The organism is Mesorhizobium sp. CO1-1-8 (assembly GCF_020164875.1).
Lineage (GTDB): Bacteria > Pseudomonadota > Alphaproteobacteria > Rhizobiales > Rhizobiaceae > Mesorhizobium.
The window spans coordinates 44,434-67,387 of record NZ_JAIUGZ010000007.1 but is presented as its reverse complement, the minus strand read 5'-3'; the positions used below and the strand labels follow the sequence as shown (position 1 = coordinate 67,387).

At 56.1% G+C, this 22,954-nt stretch carries 13 protein-coding genes; 9 read left to right on the top strand and 4 right to left on the bottom strand.

Features of this window, described 5'->3' with window-relative positions; all coding sequences use genetic code 11:
• The first annotated feature begins 2 nt into the window (after positions 1-2).
• Positions 3-923 carry a phospholipase D family protein gene (locus LB558_RS33200; protein ID WP_224698429.1) on the top strand — a complete coding sequence of 307 codons (921 nt, stop codon included), beginning with the start codon at positions 3-5 and terminating at the stop codon, positions 921-923.
• Between the two features lie 113 nt (positions 924-1,036).
• On the opposite strand, the gene LB558_RS15985 is transcribed toward LB558_RS33200, so the two are convergent.
• From LB558_RS15985 to LB558_RS15965, 4 genes are all read right to left on the bottom strand, one after another.
• Positions 1,037-1,939, bottom strand: coding sequence for a hypothetical protein (locus tag LB558_RS15985; RefSeq protein WP_224698428.1), 903 nt, complete (start codon positions 1,937-1,939; stop codon positions 1,037-1,039).
• A 1-nt stretch (position 1,940) separates the two neighbouring features.
• Positions 1,941-3,812, bottom strand: coding sequence for a DNA sulfur modification protein DndB (locus LB558_RS15980; RefSeq protein WP_224698427.1), 1,872 nt, complete (start codon positions 3,810-3,812; stop codon positions 1,941-1,943).
• 1,162 nt (positions 3,813-4,974) lie between these two features.
• Positions 4,975-5,925, bottom strand: a complete 951-nt coding sequence (locus LB558_RS15975) for a PD-(D/E)XK nuclease family protein (protein WP_224698426.1) — start codon at positions 5,923-5,925, stop codon at positions 4,975-4,977.
• Between the two features lie 362 nt (positions 5,926-6,287).
• A complete protein-coding gene (locus LB558_RS15965) occupies positions 6,288-9,668 on the bottom strand; it encodes a TM0106 family RecB-like putative nuclease (protein WP_224698424.1) in 3,381 nt (1,126 codons plus the stop codon).
• Positions 9,669-9,748: 80 nt separating this feature from the next.
• Between LB558_RS15965 and LB558_RS15960 the strand changes: the two genes are divergently transcribed.
• The 8 genes from LB558_RS15960 (at position 9,749) to LB558_RS15925 (ending at position 22,953) form a co-directional block, all read left to right on the top strand.
• Positions 9,749-10,744 (top strand): helix-turn-helix transcriptional regulator, encoded by a 996-nt coding sequence (locus LB558_RS15960; protein ID WP_224698423.1) that lies wholly within the window; start codon positions 9,749-9,751, stop codon positions 10,742-10,744.
• A gap of 104 nt (positions 10,745-10,848) precedes the next feature.
• On the top strand, positions 10,849-11,142 hold the full coding sequence (locus tag LB558_RS15955) for a hypothetical protein (RefSeq protein WP_224698422.1): 294 nt from the start codon (positions 10,849-10,851) through the stop codon (positions 11,140-11,142).
• 125 nt (positions 11,143-11,267) lie between these two features.
• Complete coding sequence (locus tag LB558_RS15950; RefSeq protein WP_224698421.1) at positions 11,268-12,542, top strand: metallophosphoesterase family protein; 1,275 nt, start codon at positions 11,268-11,270, stop codon at positions 12,540-12,542.
• The gene (locus LB558_RS15945; protein ID WP_224698630.1) at positions 12,542-16,036 is read left to right on the top strand and encodes an ATP-binding protein; all 3,495 of its coding nucleotides are present in this window, start codon (positions 12,542-12,544) and stop codon (positions 16,034-16,036) included. Before LB558_RS15950 ends, LB558_RS15945 begins: the two co-directional genes overlap by 1 nt.
• Before the next feature lie 911 nt (positions 16,037-16,947).
• The gene (locus tag LB558_RS15940; protein ID WP_224698420.1) at positions 16,948-19,233 is read left to right on the top strand and encodes a hypothetical protein; all 2,286 of its coding nucleotides are present in this window, start codon (positions 16,948-16,950) and stop codon (positions 19,231-19,233) included.
• Between the two features lie 24 nt (positions 19,234-19,257).
• Positions 19,258-20,169: a hypothetical protein gene (locus LB558_RS15935; RefSeq protein WP_224698419.1), complete on the top strand. Its 912-nt coding sequence runs from the start codon at positions 19,258-19,260 to the stop codon at positions 20,167-20,169.
• Between the two features lie 28 nt (positions 20,170-20,197).
• Positions 20,198-21,493 carry a BREX system ATP-binding domain-containing protein gene (locus LB558_RS15930; protein ID WP_224698418.1) on the top strand — a complete coding sequence of 432 codons (1,296 nt, stop codon included), beginning with the start codon at positions 20,198-20,200 and terminating at the stop codon, positions 21,491-21,493.
• Positions 21,494-21,495: 2 nt separating this feature from the next.
• Positions 21,496-22,953, top strand: coding sequence for a BREX system ATP-binding domain-containing protein (locus LB558_RS15925; protein WP_224698417.1), 1,458 nt, complete (start codon positions 21,496-21,498; stop codon positions 22,951-22,953).
• Position 22,954 lies beyond the last annotated feature (1 nt).

Below are 22,954 nucleotides of genomic sequence, written 5' to 3'. Positions count from 1 at the left end.
TATTGTCGTCTCCCGTCGGAGAAACTCTGCTTACAGTTTGCCGCGAGGCGAGGAGCGAACTGTTGCTTGTCGCTCCATATATAAAACTCGCTGCACTGGTAAAGGTGTTAGATGCGACTTCCCCAGGGGTGTCGGTGCAGGTGGTTACACGCTGGCGGTTAGATGAGTTGGCATGCGGCGTTTCCGATCTGGCGATTTGGCCGGCTCTTTGCGCTAGGGGCCGTGCTGAACTATGGCTACAGCCTTCCCTCCACGCCAAATATTATCGAGCTGACAATCGCTCTATCCTCGGTTCCGCGAACCTCACCGGCGCGGGACTGGGGTGGTCAGCGTCGTCGAACTTGGAGCTCCTTGTCGAGAGTTCGCATCTTGCCGTGGATCTTTCACTTTTCGAGTCAGAGGCATTTCGAGGTGCGAAGAAGGTCGATGATGCAATATACCTAGCCTTCAAAGTCGCGCTTGACACCTTTCCTCCGCTACCAACGCCTCGGCTTGAAGGTGCGCAAATCGACAATGTGAAGTTCGCTACGTGGCGACCATCGCTGAGGTTTCCTCAGGATATGTGGCGGTATTACTCCGGCGACCGAGACAGTCTCACGACGGCCTCATGTGAGGCTGCGAGATTGGATCTGACCGCGCTCGACCCACCGGCCGCGCTCAGTCAGGGCGTCTTTCACTCCTGGGTTGCCCTGCAACTTCGGCAACACCCTGAGGTTCAAGCAATTGAGGCATTTGGTGCGCAGTCACGAAGATTCGGTGAGATGACATCGCTCCTGAGTTCCTTGGGTGCGCAGGATGGCGCCCATGCCTGGCAAACCTGGATGCGGTGGCTAGGTTATTTCGATCCTACGAGGTTCAAGTTTCACGTGGCCAACTACTCGGAGATATTCGAGGTCGTTGCGCCGACCCAAGAGAGCTTTTAAGGCTCAATGTTCGGTGAGACACCAGCTTCGCAAAACGGACCAAAGATCGCTGTCGTCTCGTTGAAAGAGTTGCATTTCGTCGACGGCCGGCGCCCGCATCAGCAGTTGGATCACTAAAATCTAAAATCCATTGGGAGTTCCACTTCGTACGGCATAACGAAGTCGAAATTCTCCGGTATTAAGTCGAAATCGTCGCCGACCAGATCCTCTTCCGCCGACTGAAAGGATTTAATACCGTTTAGCATCAACTTTGCCTCGTGCGCTTTAAGTGCGAGCGGTATGTAGATACGGAGTGCACCGGTTCCGAAATTTATTGACAAGAAGATAGCGTCACAGCCAGTATCATCGACGAGGCGAGAGACAACACGCGGAGCGAAAGAGCCTGCGCGAAGTCGGACATCCACCACAAGATACTTACCCATCTTCTTCACAACAAGATCCGACCAGCGCCCGTCCTGGGCGGCGCAGTCGGCCGCCCAACCTTGGATCCCGTTCTGAAATTCTTCGGGGAGCTTCTCAAGCTGCTCTGCCGCTATGATGAGTTTCGCGCCACGGCGCTGTTGGCGATAGTGAGCGCTCATTTCGACCACCATCACCTTGAATTTCTCAAGTTGACGCATGTCACGATCGGTCAGCGGGCGGAAATGGGCCGCTTTGTGACGTAATTGGTTAAATATCTTGAATTCCGCAAGGAAGATATCTTGCGGTGGCCACCGATCTTTGAACAATGGCCAAACCGCTTCGGACGTGATGATATCCTTCAGCTCGGAGAGCATCAGATAGCTTAGTAGGTTACGCGAATCCACATCGATAATGCGGAGCTGGCTTTCCTCATGCCGGCGGTCGCTAGCTTCTTTACAAAGCGACCCAAGTACACTTTTCCATCCCTTTCCCGAGTTTCCGACTAGCTCCCATCGTAACATTAACCTGAAATATAACTCAAGATTATACACCAAACGGTGACCGATCTCAGCATTGCCGGAGCAGAAAGAAGCGAGCCCCTCCGAGCTAAACAAGTCACGCCTCCCTCAGAATGCTGCGGAGATGCTCATAACGCACCTTCAAGTAGCGCTCGGGCTTGTCCGACTCGCCATCGAGACCTCTAGCTACGGCGAGTTTCACCATGCCCTTATAAGCGGGACGTCTTGCATCCATAAGGTAGCTCAGCGTCTTAGCTGGGACGCCCGCAGCCCAAGCCTCTATACCGTCGAAAGTCGGTGCGGCAGTACCATGCACATGGATGATGAATGCGATTTCAAGCCATGCGCGAATGCGTTCGGCGCCGGCATTCGTAAACTCGATCGTGGAATCTGCAGAAAGGCCAGAACCTGCCCAAAAGGCCTCTTTTTTCAAAGCTGCATCGACCAGATCGAGCTTGGCCCTATTCAGTCTATTCATACATGCAATGAACAATCCAGCGGCGTCGCCACGGCCTTCTAGTTTCGGCGAATACGACTTGGGATTTCGGATCACATTGACGAACGCGCGAAATAACGCGCGTTGGAATACCACTTTGAAAGCCCAATTATTTGCCTTCTGCTCTTCGATTTCAGCCAGCGGGGCCTCGTAACGCTTCGCAAGCGTCCAGCCGTCGGTCTGCTGCATCGCGGCCTCGACAAGTCGCTTCTTCCGTTCCTGCCCCGACTTCGCAGGCATTGCCTCCTGCGCGACATATAGGTTTACAAACTGCGGACCGAGTAACTTGTGTTTTTCGGCGTAGTCCCAGATGTCAGAGTAGGGTTTGTAGTTGCGCAACAGGCCGCGCAACTGCGGACGCCATGTCGCTTCGAAGGATTGTTGGAGAATTTTGATCTGCTCCGGCATCCAGCTCAGGCGCGTTTGCAGCCTCGCGCAAGTTCGCACCTGAGATAGGATCTCTTCCCGCGCTGCAGCGTCAGTGATTGGAAGAATAGCGTCTAGCCAAACTTCGACGTTTTTCACGCTATTGTCGTCTTCGTCCAACTGAAGGTCTGGTACAGCCAATAGTTGCCGAACCGCCTCGTGCAAAAGAGTGACGGTAGTCAGGAAGGGGCCGTCGTCAATTTTGTTTCGGTCGGTCATCCAATCGACGAGTGAGAGGGGTACGCGATCCTCATCCGCGGTGTCGCCGAGCGAACGCCCAATCAAGGTACGAGTGGAGACACTGACGATGCTAAGGTCATCGAGGAGGATTGTGCGACTAGGGGAGACTGGGCGCGCGTTCTTGTTTAAGTCTATGAAAACGTTTCGCAGTGCGGAAACAGTTCGCGAGGGGTCATTTTCGGCAAGCGGGGTGCGAAAGCCAATTCGTTCATCCGCGATCAGAAAAATGATGGGAACTGCGGCACCTTCCCAACGCTCACGTTTGGCCTCTTTGACGAAGCGCTTGATTGCCGCCAAACGATGCTGGCCATCGACTGCGACCGCGTCGACACGATCAGTCGCCCATCGCAGTTTGCCCGCACCAGACGGCACGTCCACATCAGAGCCATAGAACTGAATTTGTACGCCTCCAAGTCCGATGGACTTGCCGAGCCCAGCGTCTACCAGCGGCGGAATGTCTATTGGTGGGCCGAAATCTCCACCAAGGCTTTGGGTGTGACTCGGCATTAGAGCAACCGTGAGCGAATTGAAAAACTGCGGCCGCGTTGGACTATTCAAATAAGCAAGTATCTCATTGTCGACTCGTTCCCAAGAGATATCGCGTTGGAACAGCTCTTCCAAAGTCCATTCGCCAGTGTCCGCCTGGGGGAGTTCCTCAAATAGTTTAAAATACTTTTCAGCAAAGTTTAGAGGAACATTGGTGGTGAAGAATGGAATGGAATAGTTCCATAGAGAAACGCTGCCCTTGATAAAAAGGAGTTCTGGGGTGAGTGCCTCAGGCACGGCACTGTTTATGACGAACGACAAACCCATATCCCCCCGAGTCAGTTTCGCGCAATTTACAGAATCGCGGGGCAGATGAAAGGCCCGCGACCATATAGGTAACAGCTTCCCCTATATGCCTGAGACAGGTATGAAAGGCGCGATCATTGATGAATGATCGGGACAACAAGTTGGATGGGGCGCGCGGCCGGCGCTAAGTTTTCAGCGGAAACGATGGAGAATGCGATTGAGGACTTTGTCTGAAAGATTCGAAGAGGCAATGTTCTCAATCTACCGCCGGGCAAAGGAGGAGGCCAATTACACCGCAACGATCTTTCTTGGGATGCTCACTGATCGGGGTGGTTTGGCTACGGCGAAGGCCCTTATTAATGCCAGCAAGCCTTCCGACGGATATACAGCGCTATATGAGCGGCAGAGGCTAGATTTGACCGTCGAAGCTTTGGTGGTTTCGGAGCCGGAATGGCAGACGTTATTTCTACCCCAGGAGGTGGATCGTGCCAGAAGGCGCTTACGTCAGTACGGGTGGCCAGCATGAACTTACGCGATGCGGATTACTGCAGTTTCCTATATAAGCTGGAGCTGGGGTGTTGGCTCGGCATTCCGGGCTTCAACCGCAAGGCGGATTAATCAGAAAACAGCAGCGGCAGGGCGCAAATTCGCGGCCAATGAGGTTGATCCGATCAAGCTCGATAAGAAGCGCTTCAGCAATTGCGGCAACACTTCGAACGTTTGCGCGCGCTCGCTGATGACGTCACGAGCCTTCCAGACGTCAAGAAGGACTCATGGCGCCAAACTGGCTCGGCAGCAGCTGACAACGAAGGCCATATCGGCAAGGATCGCCGTGTAGTCGCATTTCGCCATCGTTATAAGCAACCGAATGCAGGTAAAAGGAGACGCAAACCCGTGCAGCTCCAATGTGCAACGTTTCCTATGGACTCAAATAATCGCCGACAAATGAGGGGCACTCAGCGTAAAATACCCACCTCACGCTGAACCGTTGTCATGAACGAACGGAGCATCTGCGAAACGACCGGGTGCACCTGATCTCTGCTCAAATAGATGAGTGACGTTAGTGTGAAACACCATTTTCACACTAAGGTACGCTGTTTCACCTGTGTTAGCCAGTCGACGAGTTCGCCGCCAATAACTCTGATCTCGTCGAAGCCTTTCGCTCGGCACATCATCTTTATACAAATATTTCTTTTTGCTCGTGATAAAAAATTCGAAGCGCTACGGCAGTCTTCAACGCTTCTCCAATCAACTCATCACTCATGCCTACAAAGTCAGAGGGAGGCCTTGAAAGAGGGACCGTAATCACCCTGGTAGCCCCAAGAGTCTGCAATACCGGTTTTCCCGAAGTGATTCCGGTTGTGAGGGCGGCTAAGTCAATCGTGTCTGGTGGCTTTTTTAAAGCTCCTGGCCAAAAAGAAAGATCTACCGTCGCCTTTTTTATTTTCCAATCGATCGTGACCTTCGGCGGAAGACTGCCCTTGAAAATCACCCAGCTTGAATTGCTACCTTTGTCATTCGGCCGCTTCATCTCGAGCGTTGGATACTCGCTACTCGCGATCTCGTAGATGCGCTGCCAAAGCGAAGTGACGGCGGGAGCCTCAACAAGCACGTAGGAGTGGCGTGCTTGATCGACAGCGCGGCGCAGGAGAGTTGCACGATGGCGAGAGCGGGGTTCCTCCAGAGCCTCTATCGCAGCGGCAAGATCCTCATATGAGACAATCGCATCAAAGTGCGCAAAGTCAGCGTGCTCCTCGCGAATGTAATTTTTCGGCGCAATCAATGCGCAGAAGGCGACCTCGCAGGATTCACCGGAAGTCACCAGGTTTGCTGTCCTTTCACGATACCGCTCAGGCTGCCGAGGCTGGAACGATGCATCGATTTTATTCTCGACAAGAAGGAAGCCCCGGCGGGATCCAACGGAGATGGTCGCCAGGACGTCAGTTTCGCCTGACGCGTCAACCACAGAAAGCCGGCAGGCCAGAACCTGAAAAGTTTCGTCGAGCTCCAGTGCGGTCGAAAAGAGCCGCCTAACGCCCTCATTGAAGATGAGTTCCTCCTGCAATAGGACGTCAATGTCCCGCTCGTAAAGGCGGGGAAGCACGTTGGAAGCTTCGAACTCATCCATTCCATCATCCGAGTCGGTTGAGCATTGCGCACTACACCTGCCTAAAACTTCAGCCTGCCTAACCTCTTGGCCACCGTGACCATCTGGCCGTCGTCGCTCATTACAAGATAGGTGTTGAGCCGATCAGCAAGCTGCGCGTATTGTCTTCCAAGATCATCCTGGGCGCGAGCCCGAGACCGACTGTCCATAAAATAAACATCTGCGCCATGCCGACGACAGCGCCGGCCGTAAGCCAGGATCGCGTCCACTACCTCAGGTCTTATACCTCTCTGTTGGCATCGAGCTTCGGCATGACGGGTGTACATTTGGTCCTCCTAATTCAGCGATATCTGAAGTATAAGAGGGGGAGGCGACAGAACCTGTCATGCAGCAACCTCACCAGGCGCGAGCAAAGTGTTGAGCGTGCCTCGGGCCGACAGTCCAAAAGCATCCAGTGCGCAGAGTGTGTTAACTAAGCGCATGTCGCTCACACTTGTGCACGGCACTTCCAGCAGCTTGGGGCTGGCGAAGACCAGCGCAAGAATTTGGGCTCGCGAGACAGCGACGTTGATCCGATTCAGGCTGAACAGAAAGTCAACTCCGCGCGGAATGTCGTCGGCAGAAGACGTTGTCATCGACACGATACACACCGGCGCTTCCTGGCCCTGAAACTTGTCTACCGTCCCAATTCGCGCTCCGTCAGGAAGCGCAGTCTTGAGCGCATTCACCTGGGCGTTGTAAGGCGCCACGATCAGGATGTCCTGAAGGGTCAGGGATCGTTCATTGCCGTCCCGATCGGCGAACTTCTCACCCAGCAGGCGCGTCATCTCGTTGTGAATGGCAATGATTTCTTCGCGCGAGGATTGGCGGTTTCCCCCGTGAGTAACTTTGACCAGATGCACACCTGACGCACGTGCCGAGTCAGCTAGAAGGAGTCGCTGCCGAGCTGCGCCGTCATCTGACGTTAGGCGGCTTTCATAGACGTTGTCCGAGATGAACCGGCAAACCTCGGGATGCATTCTGCGCGACACCTGAAGAAAGATGCCCCTGTCAGGTGGAACGGTGTTGTAGCCTGCGAGAAGATATTCGAGCGCCGACAGACCACTTTCACCCGGATGTGCGCCTTGTATCGGCTGCGGCAACTGCATGGGATCGCCGACGAGGACTATGTTCTTCGCGCAGGTTCCCATCGCCACAACGTTCGCAACTGAAACCTGGCCCGCTTCGTCAACGAAGAGATACTCGAAACTCTGCTCAAAGTCGGGGCGGGCAAACAGCCAAGCGGTACCGCCGACGACCGACGCCGAAAATAGCTCGGCGTCATCGTTCTTGGACGTGTGGTGAATTGCAGATTGATACTCTGCACTGAAGCCCTCCCCGCCCTTCTTGGCCACGCTAACTGACCTGCCGGCTTCCTTGGCTCGGTCCAGGACAGCGCAAAGAAGATTGTCAACCGCTTTATGGCTATTGGAGGCAACAGCAACACGCTTCCCGCGGATCACAAGATCGAGGATTGCGCATGAGCTGACATAGCTCTTGCCGGTACCCGGCGGGCCTTGAATGGCCAAGCTGGTACGGTCCAAGTCACTGATCGCGGCCACGGCTTCGGATACCACCTCAAGGGTGGGATCAATTATGCTAGCCTGCCTGCCGTTACCCAGGAAACGGGGCATCGACCGGTTGAGAAAATCTGAAATCGCGGGATAGCGCCTGTCATTGGAAATAACGGAGTCGACGGCGCGGCGGATAGCCCCCTCTATCACGCGCGTGTCCAGTGGACCGGGCGGCAACAGCGAAGTTGTCGCAGGAGCAACGTCAAACTTGGTCTTGGAGAATCTTACCTGCGCCATGCTGGCATTCCGATCCAGGTCAACCAGCGAAACGGATGCCGGATATCCCTCCACTTCGACGTGACAGCCCCCCAGGTCCAGCTTCGTCTCCTGTTCAGGGAACGAATAGGTGCGCCGCCAATGGTTTCCATCGTCGAATGTGGCCGAAATTGCTGTAAGTGCCCCGATGCATTCGAGGTCCTCAATAAGTTCCTCGGGCTCCTTGCCCATCTTGTCGAAGATCGACCACCAGGCCGGCTTTTTCTCTCGTGGGTGGAAATAGCTCAGTTCGAAGAGCAGGTCGGCGAGCTTGTCACCGAAACGGTCGCGCACCGCATCCAACCTTCGGTGGAGTTCATCAGCTTCGGTTTGTTCTGCAGCGACACCTTCGAGATTGAAACCGGAGCTTGCAACTGCGATCCCGAGAGGCCGCCAGGACATGTCTGATGGTCGCACCGTCGAGACCAGCCAGTCGCGCAGCATCTGCGTGGAGATGCAGTCGATCCGGTTGTAGTCTCTGATTTCTTCAAGGATCGTCGGGTCGTTGCTCTCCCGCCATTTTTCGTAGGCAACCACGCTGCCGCCGGCGGTCTTCACCTCGCCGGTGCGTGCTTGCATGTAGAAAACTTCCAGGTTCTTCAGCGAGTAGCGCGGTTCCGACGCAATCAATCCGCCAGACACCACGCTGTAGAGATCAACGAACCTGCTCTCCCTCAGCATCTGATCCAGCAGCGCTTCCCCTAAACCATGACTGCTCGTGAGCTGACGCAGGGCAGAAACCTCATACGTAGCGTAGTGATAGATGTGGGCGTTTGGAAAATGCTTTAGACGGTGCTCGAAGAACGCCATCAACTGCCGCAGGGCCTCTTTCTCTTCGGTTCTGTCGTGAGCCCAGAAATCTCTGAACTCCGCGATGCCTTCGTGGTCGAGCCAGATGCCGTGGAGATATTCCAGTCCGCCCTCGTAGAAGGGGTCGCCTTCGATGTCATAGAACAGGTCGCCGGGATCCGGCTTTGGAAGCAGGGCTAGACCCCGACTCGGGTCCAACTGCTTGAGCTCAAAGGAGGGTGGACCTCCAGCCCGCCGCGCCGTCTGCAGTCTCGCCTGGGTTGTCAGCCTGCTTAGTGTGGTTTCCGCCAGCTTCGGCACCCGTTCTTCAAGCTGCCCAAGCGCAGTCATGGTCAGAACACCCGCATCAATCAGCTTGCTCCGCTGACTCCTGGAAATACCGGCTACAAGAGCAAGGCTGTCAGACTCCTCCCAGTACGATTGGCAAACCTCGCGCCAGCGGCACAGGCCGCACATCTTCACTGGATCAGGAGAGGTTTCGTGCGGGTCGGCGACAAATCGCTCCAGCCGGCCCCGCGCATGGCGGGCATAGGCGGCGTAATCCTTGAGCCTGAAGGAGAAGCGATCACCATTACCCAACTGGATATGCGCAAATTCAGGCTCGATGCCTTGGGCTGCTGACAGAAGGTCCGAATACAGAACCAGCTGGAGGACGTGCTTCGGGTCGGGCTTCCGCTTCAGCTTGGTGTCCACGACTTCATACGAGAACGGACCGAGCAGCGACGGCTTGTCGGTTTTAATAAGGAAGTCAGACCAACCACCCCACGGGGGAGAGAAGAAGGCGCCTTGGAACAGGACGTCAGCGCCCTCGTAGAGGGCCGCCCGCGTCGCCTTCGCCGCAACTGACAAATCCATGTCGCGACTGAATTCGATAATGCGTATGCCTTCGCCACGAAGCTTCGAAAGATAATCCGCTTCGTGTGCGTCACCGTAGTGCTGGAGAATCTTTGCGTCTTCGGTGTCCTCGGTGGGGATAAGAGGTCCACCCCTCGCGTATCGAAGATCCATCGCCGTCGCATGGTTGCATCCCATGAACCGCATCAGGTCCGATGCGGAAAGCAAAATCTCCGAGCCTTCCAGTTTCATTTTCTACTCCCCCGCCCAATCCTAATAGAACCGTAAGCACTGATCGTGACAATAGCTGTCACCTGAATCGGTGAAGATCGATGTCATTTGAAAAGGCACAGCAGTTGATTGAGCTCGCAACGTTTGTTGCGGCTCGCAGAATGGGCGTGACACTTGACGATGTCGGCGAGCGGTTCCGCGTCTCCAAACGGACCGCGCAGCGGATGCTTCACACTCTGGAATTTCAGTTTCCTGATACGCGACCCAGCCTAGATGAGGGTGGCCGTAAACGGTGGCGATTGCAGACAGGGGCGTTGCGTGACCTGCTTACGCTAACTCCTGATGAACTAGCGGCGATGGACCTATCGATCGAGACCCTGGAACGGAATGCTCAAGGGCTGGAGGCAGACCACCTTCGTTCTCTGCGAGAGAAGATATTGGCACTGGTGCCGGATAATCGGATTGCCCGCTTGGAAACTGACTACGAAGCGTTGCTTGAGGCGCAAGGTCTCGCAGCGCGCCCGGGACCTACCACAAGGCTGGCGCCGGGAGTAGGATCCACCATAGCTACGGCGCTAAAAGGATCGCAGCGGCTGAAGATCGTCTACCAATCCCGAGGGTCGGCCGCATCAAGCGAGCGAGTGGTTGAACCTTACGGAGTCCTGATCGGAATTCGGCGCTACCTGGTGGCGAAGCCAACGACCGATCGCGCGGGAACGCTCCGGCACTATGTGGCTGAGAAGATCGAAAGTGCGGAACTGACAGGCGAGGTCTTTGAACGCGACGCCGGCTTCGACATCCATGCGCACGCGAAGAAGGCGTTCGGGGCTTTCCAGAACGACAGTGAATTTGGAGAAGTTATCTGGAGGTTCAAACCTGACGCTGCAACGCACGCGCGAAGTTTCTTGTTCCATCCGGGTCAGAGCCTAGAGGACGAACCTGATGGGTCTCTGATCGTGCGCTTTTGGGCGTCGGGCCACATGGAGATGTGCTGGCATCTCTATATGTGGGGAGACAAGGTTGAGGTCGTGGCGCCGGAGGTGCTTCGCCAAATGGTCGAGAGCCACCAACGCGCGGACTTTCCTTCGCTTCCGTAGCCAGTTCTTCCTAACTCCCGAATCATGCGACGGTTGATGAGCGAGGTGATGACAGCTTCTGTCACCGCCCTATCGCATAAGTGGCTACAAACGGGAGTCGATGGATGCACAGTCAGCAGGAAAATGACGGTCATGGTCTTTTCGCCACGGTAGCCCGGGGAGCGAATTCAGGTGTGAAGCTCTTCCCCCATAAGCACGCCGACGGTTCCTTTGTCGTGAGCATGACTCGTTTCCAAAAAGACTACATCCGGGTTCCGCAGCTGGGTGATTTACCTGGCTGGCTGCACAAAGGCTTTGCACTACGAATGTCAAATCCTTCTGCGGGAGTTATCGCGCCCAGCCTTATTAGCGCTGCTTCTGTGCGGGGCTGGGGTAACCAAGAGCATACCCGCGATTGATTGGGGTTTGTGGATGACAGCTTCTGACACCGGCATGTGGATATCTATCCATGCGGCAGCCGCAGGGCAGGCCACTATTTGTCTGGGAACAAAGACCTTCTGTCTGAAGGCGAAGGGTGAGGGGCATGGCTTTTCGATTCGTTCATACGGCTGACATTCACCTAGATTCACCTCTCCGATCCCTGGCGCTGCGAAGCCCGGAACTAGGCGAACTAATTGGTAACGCCACTCGGCGGGCCTTCGTCAATGTCGTCGATCTCTGTCTGTCCGAGCAGGTTGATGCGCTGCTTCTCGCAGGCGATCTCTACGATGGCGACCAGACATCAATGAAAACTGCTCGGTTTCTCGCCGAGCAAATCCGTCGACTAGACCAAGCCGGAATTCGGGTATTCATCATTCGGGGCAACCACGATGCGTTGTCGAAGATCACGAGAGAACTGACATACCCTGAAACTGTGAAGGTCTACGGGGCGCGCGCCGAGGCTATCTCAATTGATTTGGGAGATCGGGCGACTCCGGTGGTTATTCACGGACTGAGCTTTGCGCAGGCACAGTGTCCCGAAAGTCTGGTCGGAAAGTTCAAGGCGCGGGTCGAGGGCGCTGTAAATATAGCGCTGCTGCACACCAGTCTCGCGGGGACGCCTGGGCACGATTGTTATGCGCCCTGCAACGTGTCGGACTTGGAGGCGGCAGAATTCGACTACTGGGCGCTTGGGCACATTCACAAGCGTTTCCTCAGTACAGGACGCTGCACCATTGTCATGCCCGGCATGCCCCAGGGCCGCGACATCAACGAATCCGGTCCGAAATCCGTGAGTCTGGTTACGATAGCTGACGATCGTACAGTTCATGTGGAGGAGAAGTTCACCGGCATCGCTCAGTTCGAGCGTGTCGTAGTTGACCTCAGTGGCATCGAGAATTGGCGGGACATGGCGACCGCAGCAACGCTGAAATTGGAGGCTGCGCGGGAAGCTGCGAGTTCCGAACATCTTGTCGTCCGGCTTTCCTTCACCGGCCCAACGCCACTTGCTTGGCAACTCCGGAACGACGCTGATCTCGTCAAGACCGAGGCCGAAGACAGGGCATACGTTATTGGTCGCACCTGGATAGAAAAGGTCGAGATGCACTGCACCAGCCTCGTTTCCGGGGATAGCGTCGCTGGCGATCCCCTGGTCGAACTTCGAGCGCTCGTCGGCAGCGAGATCATAGATTCTGAATCTTATGACGCCGCGCTCATTGAAATTGGCGAGGAGCTTCGTGGTCACCTGCCACCTGAAAGTAGAAGTATTTTAGGGGCTGACCAGGAGGAGTTTCGGGCCACGTTGCGCCTGCTCGCACGCGAGGGGGTGGAAGACGTGCTTGCGCGGCTCCATCGTCGAAAACAGGATGAGGTAGCGTGATGCGCATCAACCGGCTCGATCTTACCCGCTATGGAAAATTCACTGACAAGCTAATTGACTTCGGCCCAACGGAGCCGGGCCGACCAGATTTGCATATCATTTACGGTCCGAACGAAGCGGGAAAATCGACAGCCTTATGTGCGTTCCTCGACCTGCTCTTTGGCATCGAATCTCGCAGCCGTTATGATTTCCTCCACCCATATTCAACGATGCGCATCGGGGCGGCATTGGACATCGGCGGCGTTGCCAGGGAGCTTGTCCGGATCAAAAAGCCGCAGAACAGTCTGCTCGGACCGGGTGATCAGCCGATCGGTGAACATTTGATACATAGTGAACTCGGTGGAGTTGGGCGGGACGTCTATTGCGCAATGTTTTCGCTCGACGATGATACCCTTGAGGAAGGTGGCGAGAGCATCCTGGCCAGCAAAGGTGATCTGGGTCAGCTGCTGTTTTCGGCGAGCACAGGATTGGCCGCACTAAGTCGGACACTTGTTGATTTGCGTTCGCAGGCTGACGGCCTTTTCAAACTGCGTTCCCGCGGCAGTGAGATCAGTGAACTGAAAAGCCGTCTTTCCGACTTGAAGGAGCGGAAAGAGCAGATTGACACGCTCGCTACCCAATACGGCCAGCTGGTAGATACGAGGGATCGCTCCCTTGAGCTTTACGACCGGGCCATGGCTGAACGAACAGCTACTCAAGTGCGGCTGGATGAGATCAAGAACCAGCTGGCCGCTCTGCCACGATTGGCGGAATTGCGCGAGGTTCGGTCCAATCTCGCTGGCTTGCAGGATCTTCCCGAAGCGCCGCCCTCGTGGGCTGACGAACTCCCATTACTTCATCAAGAGCATATCCAGCTTGCCGTGAAGAGCGAGACTTCGAAGAGGGCGACAGCGGAGCTTGAGAACCAGCTGGAGGTAATAGCTGTAGATGAATACGCTCTGGCGCTGGGGCAGAGAATGGACGCGCTCGGCGAGTTGCACGCCCGCTATGTGACGGCCGCGAGGGATTTGCCAGACCGTCGTTTGCAATTGAAAGAGGTTGGCCGGGAGATCGCAACTATTCTGCGGCTTCTCGAACGCCCTGAAGACGACGACCTGAGCAGCCTATTGCTTGGAAGCCGAGTTTCCGGGGCCATCAGAGATCTTATGGAACGCCGATCCGGCATTGATGCAACGCTTACAAGCGCGAAGCGGGAATCCGAAGAGGCGACACGTCGCCTCATCGAGTTGCAAGGCAAATTATCGACCGAGACCGCCGCCTCGAAAAACAGTGCAGCCATTGCGGCGCTGGCGAGAGAGCTATCGATTCTTCGAGAGAACGACCATGCAGCCCGCCGCCGTCTCGCGGAGCGCTCCCGCACCCATTACGAAGAAACACTGGCACGGCAGATGTCGGAACTCCGCCCCTGGGCTGAAAGCGTTGACCAGCTAGTGCAAATGCGAGTGCCGGCTCCTTCGGAACTTCAAGTGTGGAAATCAGCGCTGTCTAGGGCGGAGGCCGAGATCGACCGTCACAGCAATGAAAGCGAGCGCCTAATAGGCGAGCAGCGGCGGTTACGAGCCGAACTAGGTGCACAGAAGGACATCTCCGGTGTTACCGGAGATCACGGCGCGGCGTCGTCCCGCTCGGCGCGTGAAGCGGCTTGGGCCGTACATCGCGACGCACTCGATGAATCGACCGCTGCGGCGTTCGAGATCGAACTACGAAAGGATGACTTGATCACCGGCGCAAGGCTGGGGCACATGAGCGACCTTGCGAAGCTGAATCACGCATATCAGACGCTCGCCGTCGTGGAAGCGGATTTGGAACGCGCAGCAGAGCTGGAGAGCGCTGCGAGAACAAAGCGGGCAGCCATCAACGCCGAGATTTTGGGTTTTGTACGCAAGATGGCCTTGACTGTTTCTGACGACCTCACGCTAGCCGGGCTTGAGACATGGCTGCAGGGCCGCGAAACAATCGTTGCGACGGTAGAGTTGCTCAGAAAGGCGGAGGGAGATTTACGCCAGGCCGAATCGGACGCCTCGGCTGCGCGCAACCGTCTCTCCGCGGCGTTGTCGGCGGCACTCGTACCCCAAGATTGTTCTGACTCTTTTGAAGGCCTTGTGGCAGCCGCCCAATTCGCCATTGATCTAGAAGTCGAACACAGGAACCTGAGGGAGCAACTTGAACGCTGCGAAAGTGAGGAGCGTTCCCGAAGGGCAGCCCTTGAAACGGCATGTGGCGACGAAGATCGATGGAACGTATCATGGGCTGAAATCTGCAAGAGCTGTTGGCTTGGCGTAGGGGGAACTATCCCCAGCCTCACCACCGTCAAGGAGGTCATGGGCAGACTTGCCGAACTTGGCCCGGCCGGGCAGCGGCGAGCTGGCCTGGCAGATCGGATCGCAAAGATGGAGGAAGATCAAACTGCCTTCTCGCGCGAGCTTGAGGTCATGGCTACAGAACTCGGAGTGAAGCAATCAGCGGAGAGTGCGTTGGACCTGTGGGCGCTGATGTCCGCCAGAGTGGAAGAGGCCAGGTCCAACAAGGCAGAAAGGCAATCTAAGAACCAGGCTCTTGAGGATCAAATCCTGAAGAACCGAGACCTGACGGCCGAAATCGCCGTTTGTGAGCGACGCAAATCTGAAATGACACAGCTATTCAATGTCTCTTCCTTGCAGGAGGTCGGCCAACAGCTAGAGTTGTTGAAGCAGAGAAATGATCTGCGACGCCGGTCAGATACCATCGAACGCGAAGTCAAAGAGGCGCTGACCGTTCGAGAAATTGCTGACGCTGAACTCACCCTCGACGCCATGGATCGACCAGCTCTTGAGGCAGAGCACATTGAACTCAGGGCCCGATTTGATGATCAGGATCGGCGCGTGCGAGAGTTGCATACCGGATACAGCAAGGCGTCCGACCAGGTCGAAGCTGTCGACGGTGATAGCGCGGTAGCTGATCTCGAAGAGCAACGACGCACGGTTCTGCTGGAAATAGAAGACAAGGCGTTTAACTATTTCCGTTTGAGGGCGGGCATCGTCGCCGCCGAACAAGCCCTGCGTCTCTATCGCGACAAGCATCGCAGCTCGATGATGGTTCGCGCGTCGAAAGCTTTTCAGATAATCAGCCGAGGGGCTTATCGTGGCCTCGCGACCCAGCCCGACAAGGATGCCGAAGTTCTTATCGGCGTTGGAGCTGATGGAAGTTCAAAGGTTGCGCTGGAAATGTCAAAGGGAACGCGCTTCCAACTCTATCTTGCACTTAGGGTGGCCGGTTACCACGAGTTCGCTCAATCTCACACGCCTGTTCCATTTATAGCCGACGACATCATGGAGACGTTCGACGACTTTCGTGCCGAGGAAGCGTTCCGGCTATTTGCCGACATGGCAAAGGTAGGTCAGGTAATCTACCTGACGCACCATAAGCACCTTTGCGAAATCGCCCGGCGAGTTTGTCCGAATGCTCGGATACACGAGTTGGCGGCGCCGATCGCGCTCGAAAGCGTTGCAGCGTAAGTCTTTTTGAAGCGTGGGGGAATTCGGCTGTAAGCTATTGCGATTGCGGGCATGCTGAGTGTGCATCGTGCTCTCCCATCAGGGGGTCCGAAGCCGCCGGCGCTTTATTCAGGCTTGGGCGAAATCAGGGTGAACGACGTATTCGCTTCCCGACCTGGAATACCAACCGCCAACTGGCACGCTCCCTTTGCCGTGAACCGCAGCCGTCACGTGACCCAATACTGTACCAAGCGCGTCTGGCGAGGGTGCGATCGCTAACAGATCCTGTTGCGATGCCCGCCCCTGGAGGCAAAGATGATCGATAGTTGCTAGCATCATCTGCTCTGAGAAGGTCCGTTTTCGCCGATACGTGTGCGAGCATCCGCTGCTGCTGAATCCCAGTCCATTGCAGTCCTCCTTTAGGTGATTGCGTCTGAACCAAGCTGTCCTATCATGGAAGCCCGGCACTAAATGGTTAGCTGGAAATCCAATGAAAGGGCTATTTTCCAGGCTTCCCACATGCGGCTTTGATCTCGTCGCCCAAGGCGCTCACGGCCTTCTGGGACCATCCTTGAGAGAAATGTTTGACGGGAATAACATGTGCAGGGGGCAAGGCTCAGCATTTCACGGATAGAATAGCCGTCATTCTTTTCACAGATCGGAGCGACGAGCTAAAGAACCAAATGAGCTCCCAATGACGCCTTACGACCGTATTATGGCTGTCTCTTGGGCGGCGCGTGCGGCGATGTCTATATGCGACACAACAGGCATGTGCTCGATCAACGACTGGACAGTCGTCAGTTTATGACAGGTTTTGTCACCACGATATGTAACACCAATCGTTAGGGAGCGAGCGGCGGCAAGTGATAGTTAAACCCGGCGTCTTTAGTTAAGTTGTGTACAGGGCACTTGGGAAAAGGGGTTAGAGGGTGATGAACTTGGATCAACGGGTCCGCCGCGATGAAGCGGCGGCGAGGACGGCTTCGGTTGCTGCAGAACAGGCGCTTGACGAGCGCAGAGGCTCGTTGGGGCCATTCGATACCAGGGACAAACCGACCGATGCGCAACTTAGACGTCAAGCTTGGGACAAAGACCATCGAGGAAGCGTAGAGACGATTGCGGTTCACGCGTTTCATGCGATGGTTGAAGTGGTGACGGAAGTTCGCGGAAGGAATGGTGAGTTTGAAGAAAAATCACAGCTCTGGTACGCAAGCGAAAACAGCGCAACTAATGAAGTATTTGGCGCAGGGGAGTCCCGCATAAGCGTTCTTTCGTGGAGTCATCCGGGGGTACAGTTGGCCCTCAGCGGCGAGCTTAACGAGTATTATGACATCAAAGCCAATGGCTACCGTCTATCGGGCCTAGAGACCACCGCACGGGCTCGATTTGATGCCGTCTTACCCGAAATATCGGGTTTATACGAGCCGGGAGGGCCGGTGCGGGCCGCAACGAAGACGGTCCCCAAGGTTGGCCTAAAGGCTGTCAAGTTGGCTATGACGGCGGACCAGGTGGCTGCATTCGTCAGCAGGATGACAGGGTTGATGGTGGTCACGGGCGCTCCGGGGAGCGGCAAGACCACTGTCGCCTTCCAGCGGATTCGTTTTCTCTTCGATCAGCAATCCGAACGGTTGAATTCAGCGCGAACTGTTCCATTCACTGTCGATCGCACCCGTATCTTTTTGGCAAACCCGAACCTAGTCGCCTACTCGCGCAAGATGCTGGTCGAACAGCTCGAAATACCTGCGCAAGTAGTCGAACTGGTTGATCCGTTTATTGGCGATCTCCTCGATGGCTACTGGGCTTTCACCCATGGAGCGCGGCCGCGTCAGCGTCATCTTACAGCACTTGAGGAGCGTGCAAGGCGGGCCTATTTCGGGCTGTGTCGCGCGGACATGTTGGGTAAGCTTTGGCTCACATATGAACGTCAGATCGGCGAGCGATTGGCACAGGTCTCAGAAGCCCTTTGGGCTGATGTCAAGATGGATGCTGCCTCGCGCCCCTTAAGCGCAACCCTGGCTCGCTCGCTTGCCGCCTGTGCACGTCGCGCAGGCGACAACAGTACTCCGCTTTCTTCCGCCGTCCGACTTGACGGGATCTTCAGCCAAGTAGCCCGTCCGTATGAGACTTTCCGACAGGAACTCGCGCCAGCAGCCCGTGACGTGTTCGATGAGGCGTTCCAGCGTGCACTTTTCCATATCTATGACCCTCTCGATGCTCTTGCGGCGGCTTTCGCTCCCGGGCGGATGGAAGGCGGCGGGCGCATCGCTCGCGGAACTGGACACCAGGCTCGCGAGTCAGAGGTGCTAGATGCCCTGGCCGCCGATTGGGTTGAACGCCGATACGGGCCGGAAGAGGAACCCTGGCTGGCATGGCTGCTGCGATTTGCACTATCGGAGGTCGAAGATCCGCAAGGGCAAGGTCGTTTCCGGCTCATGCCTGGCGCTTTGGATGCGGTTGGTGGTCAGCAGGAACGCTGGACGCATGTCGCGCTTGACGAAGCTCAGGATTTGAGTGTGGCTGAGGCATCGCTGCTGACCTCTTTCGTTCATCCAGAAGGAGCAGTTACGGTCTCAGCTGATTTTCGGCAGGCAGTTACACCTACAAAGGGAATGGAGGACGCTGGAGCGCTGAGCGTTGGTTCGCCGTTGCGCGACAAGCAAGCCAAGACAACGTTCCGCTTTGGCCGCAACATGCGCCAAAGCAAACAGATCGGCAGGTTCCTCCAAGAGTTCCACGAAGCCGCATTCGGCGAATTACCTTCATTCGATGTGAATCCCAACCTGAATGATGCCAAGCCACGCTTGATTCTTGCTCCTCCGGCCGAGCAGCCTCGCCGCATCGCGCAGCTACTAAATGTGCTGCGCCGCTCGGCGGACATGAAATCCATCGCCATCCTCCAGATCAACGAACAGGAGGAGGTGCTAACGCGCCTACGCGTAGCGCTAGAGGAGTTGGGAATCGCGCTTGCGCCACCATTCGAAGCGGTCGGGCAAAAGGGTATTATCACCACCAGTGTCGAACGTATCAAAGGGCTGGAGTTCGATGCCTGCATCGTGCTTGGCTTGGAGGAAGCCGAACGTGCCACTTTAAACTTTACGCTGAATCGTGCCTATGTCGCTCTGTCGCGACCCGCGCGAAGACTCGCCATGGTTTGCGAACACACACCCTCGCTCTTGCAGAGAATGGACGGCGGGCTGTACGACGTAGCGGCGCTATAGCGCGCCCAAGATGCGAGCAGTCCAATGACCGACGAAACCGTGCCGGCGACGGCTCCAATGTTTCCCGCCTTCGAGGCCTACGCGGAACACAACCTCCGCGGTAAGGTGTCTGGGGCGTTGTCTGCAAAGCTGCCGCGCATTCTGGGGCAGGGGCGCACGCGAGCCGAAGGCCTCGATCTTCCGCCGGCACCGATCGAACGGCGGCAAACCTTGGCTGGACTAGATCTTCCATCTGTCTATCGCTTGCCGCCCGAGGTGGAGGCCGAAATCCGCGCGGCCAAACGCGAGGTGGATCGCGAACTAGAGGAGATGAAGAGGCCTGACGCGAGCAAACGGCTCGCAGTCAGCGTAATCAGGCAACTGCAAGTGGCACTTGGCACCGATGCAGCAGGGCAGAAGGACGGGCAATATTTCGCCGGGCGCTTCGTACTAGTATCTGACAAGGCAGGCGCTAACTGGTCATGGAGCCTAACCAAGCACTATCCAATTATCTCTAGGATACCGCCCGATGCTGACTATCTGGTTCGAGCCCATGCGGCAGCCGAGGCAGCTGTACAGGCGTTAGTGCTGGCGCCGGACGTCTTTGAGCAACGGCTGGCGCTGAGTCATGCAATGGCGAGAGTGTTCAGCGCCGGCGAGGACGTGCTTATCCAGGACGTGGCACGCATGTACAAGATCGCCGGCCAAAGCGAAAAATTCCTGAACAACCCTGCAAAGAAACACTTCGAGGATGTGCCTGACGGCGCGCTGGTCGCCAACATTAGCGCTTGGCGCCGCAGCCGACCTGATAGTGGCTTCAACTTCGTGGCTGCAACTCTGAACCAATCCATGGGAGCGAACGCCAAGGCGTTCTACTTACCGATGAATCCAGAGGGCACCATGACCAGACCCGTTATCTACCTACGTCGGGAGACAACCCGCGCGCCAAGAGCCTGAAGCCATTCACCAAAAGGATCGCCCGCCAATGAGCACCGAGTTTTCTGCGCCTGAAGCTATCGTGATCTTGGAGAAACTTAGCAATGCGCCGACAGCGCCGGGCGGATACGCCCATTTTATTAATGTCGGAACCGATCCACTGCTCGACATCCTTGAACAGCGTTATTTTCGTGATCAGCTGAACAGAGGGCTAGGCACCTTCAAATATCTGCAGGCCGGCTATGGCGGCGGCAAGACGCAGTTCATTCTGAGTTTGGCGGAGCGGGCTCAACGTAACCAGGTTGTCACCTGTCGGGTGGACGTCGGCACGGATTGTCCGTTTAATTCCAAGTTGGCGATTTTCAAATCGGTGCTAGGCTCATTCCTACCTCTGGGGGATGCACTCGTCATTGACGATGATGACCGCGGAATTGTGGTTCTGATCGAGAAGTGGATCGAACGGAGGCTCAAAGAGTACGGGGTGGACAGTGGTGACGAAGTACCAGACGCGGTTCGCGCGGAACTGAGCCGCACCTTCACTCCTTTGATGAACGGTGCGGCAGACCACCAGATGGGTGCGGCTCTTCGAAAGCTTGGACAACGATTGTTAGAACACGCCTGCGGTGCCACACCAACGACCGAGGATGACAATCTGATCAGTTGGGTTCGGGGTGACAAGGTGTCCTCGACAAACTTGAAGAGCCTCGGACTATCTGAGTCGGCCAAGGACGAGAACGCCTTCAACCGCCTGAACACTGCTCTCAAGTTCTTGCGAACGCGCTTGGGATATCGTGGATTCTTGATTGCTTTTGATGAAGGCTCAAGAGCAATGTCGTTCCGGCGCGGCTCGATCAAACAGAAACAACTTGTAGAAAACCTGCTCGATTTTATAAACAAGACCGGCGACCAGCAGTTTGGGGGCGTAATGTTTCTCTATGCCGCCAATGATGAGTTCCGTGCTGACCTAATCTCCAAATACGAGGCGCTAGAGAATCGAATTGGCAGTGTGTCGATGTCGGCAGGCAGTCCGATGGTGCCATTTATCGACCTGGATGCGGCAAACACCCCCGAGGTACTCCAGCAGCTTGGCGAGCGGCTGATGGATATTTTTGATACGGCCAAAGGCATTTCGTTGGACCGAGACGTTCAGCGCCAGAATTTCGATATGCTGAAGGCCGCCTATACCCTGGACCTCCGATTGTCGCCGCGTACCTTTGTCGCTCTGATCGTCCGGTTTCTACCCCGGCAGGCTGCCGATCAGCGGCTGATAGGTGTGGCCGAGGCCGAGGCGTTCGTCAACGACAACGATCCGGATCGCGATATCACGTTGGATGGGACCGTCTGACAATGCTGGCGCCGGGGGTCCAGGTCGAACACGCCGATTTTGGGAGGGGAGCGGTCGTTTCCGTGCTCGGCGCGGAGGCCGAAGTCGACTTTTTCGGGGAAGTCATGGCGGTCAAGACGGCCGAATTGACGCCGATCGCTACATCCAAGCCCAAGGCCGTTGTCAAGGCTGAGGCAATGAGCGAGAGCGCACTAGCGTTTCGCAAAGCGTTCGAAGCTGTCAACCTCGGCGTGACTCCGTCAGCGCCTGAGCAGTTGATAGGGCTGACCATCGATGGAGCCAAGGAAGAGCGAAGAATCGTTCGCTGGCTGGAGCGCGCGCCTAGTGAAGGTCTTTGCAAGGTGTTTTTTGGCGGCTACGGCACGGGAAAAAGCCATCACCTTCAGCTGGTGAAGGCGACGGCCCTTCGCGACGGGTGGGTCACCGCCTTCGTGGAGTTCGATCCCAAAGCAGCGGACCCCGCCAAGCCTCAACTTGTCTATCGCGAATTGATGCTCGGTCTGGAGTTTCCTACACGCGAGGACGGTTCTCAGGTTCGTGATTTCTTCGGCCTGGTTAAGGAGGTACGCGATCACTGGGCTGAAGTCCGTTCGGGAAAGCTCCTCAAGAGCTCGCCGTGGTTCTCGGAAACTTTCCGCATCCTGCAGAACTTCGCTCATAGCGAGGATGATGAATATCGCCAGGCCATGGGTTGGTTGCCTGCATTCAGCAAGGACGCTTCGGCACTCAAACGGTTTGCGAGAAGCTCCGGCATCAGTCCAAAAGTCTTGCCGAAAATGCCAGTCTCCAAGGAGACGGCCGAGATTTATGTCTTTCACCTGGTCGTCTTGAATGAGGTATGTCGATCCTTGGGCTACAAAGGTCTGGCGCTAATCCTGGATGAGGCGGAGCATGTGCGCGGCTACAACGTTCGGCGGAAGGAGCGGGCTAATAATCTTTTCGATCTGCTTGCTCGAGCTGCCCACGCTCCGGTTCCGCGCGACGCCCCACCGGCACGTAACGATCATGAGCTCAGAATACCTGAGTTCTGGAAAACGGGGCCGCATTTCGCTCTATTTGTCGGTTTGACGGAAGGCGACACATTCGTTGACCCAGACCTGCCGTTGCGGGACGCCTGTGTGTTTCTCCACGACGACAATGATCGGATCATGTTGAAGCCACCACAGCCAGCCGCCTATCGAGGTTGGTGCGACGAGTTTTTCAAGCAGTGCGCGCGTCATTTGGGACCGTTGCCGGTACTGGGAGAACCCGATGAGCGCGCGCGGATCGTCGCAGTGTTGGGCGACGCATTTTCTGAGCTGACGCCGGCTGAAAGAGTATTACGAATCTGGATCAAATTGGCCACGCTTGCACCTGCTATTTTGTTATGCGGCCGGGTAGTCACCGTCGATTCGTTAGCGGCTGAACTGAAGGCAGCTTGCGACGCTGCGACCGGACTTCACTTTCCATGGGATAGTTGAG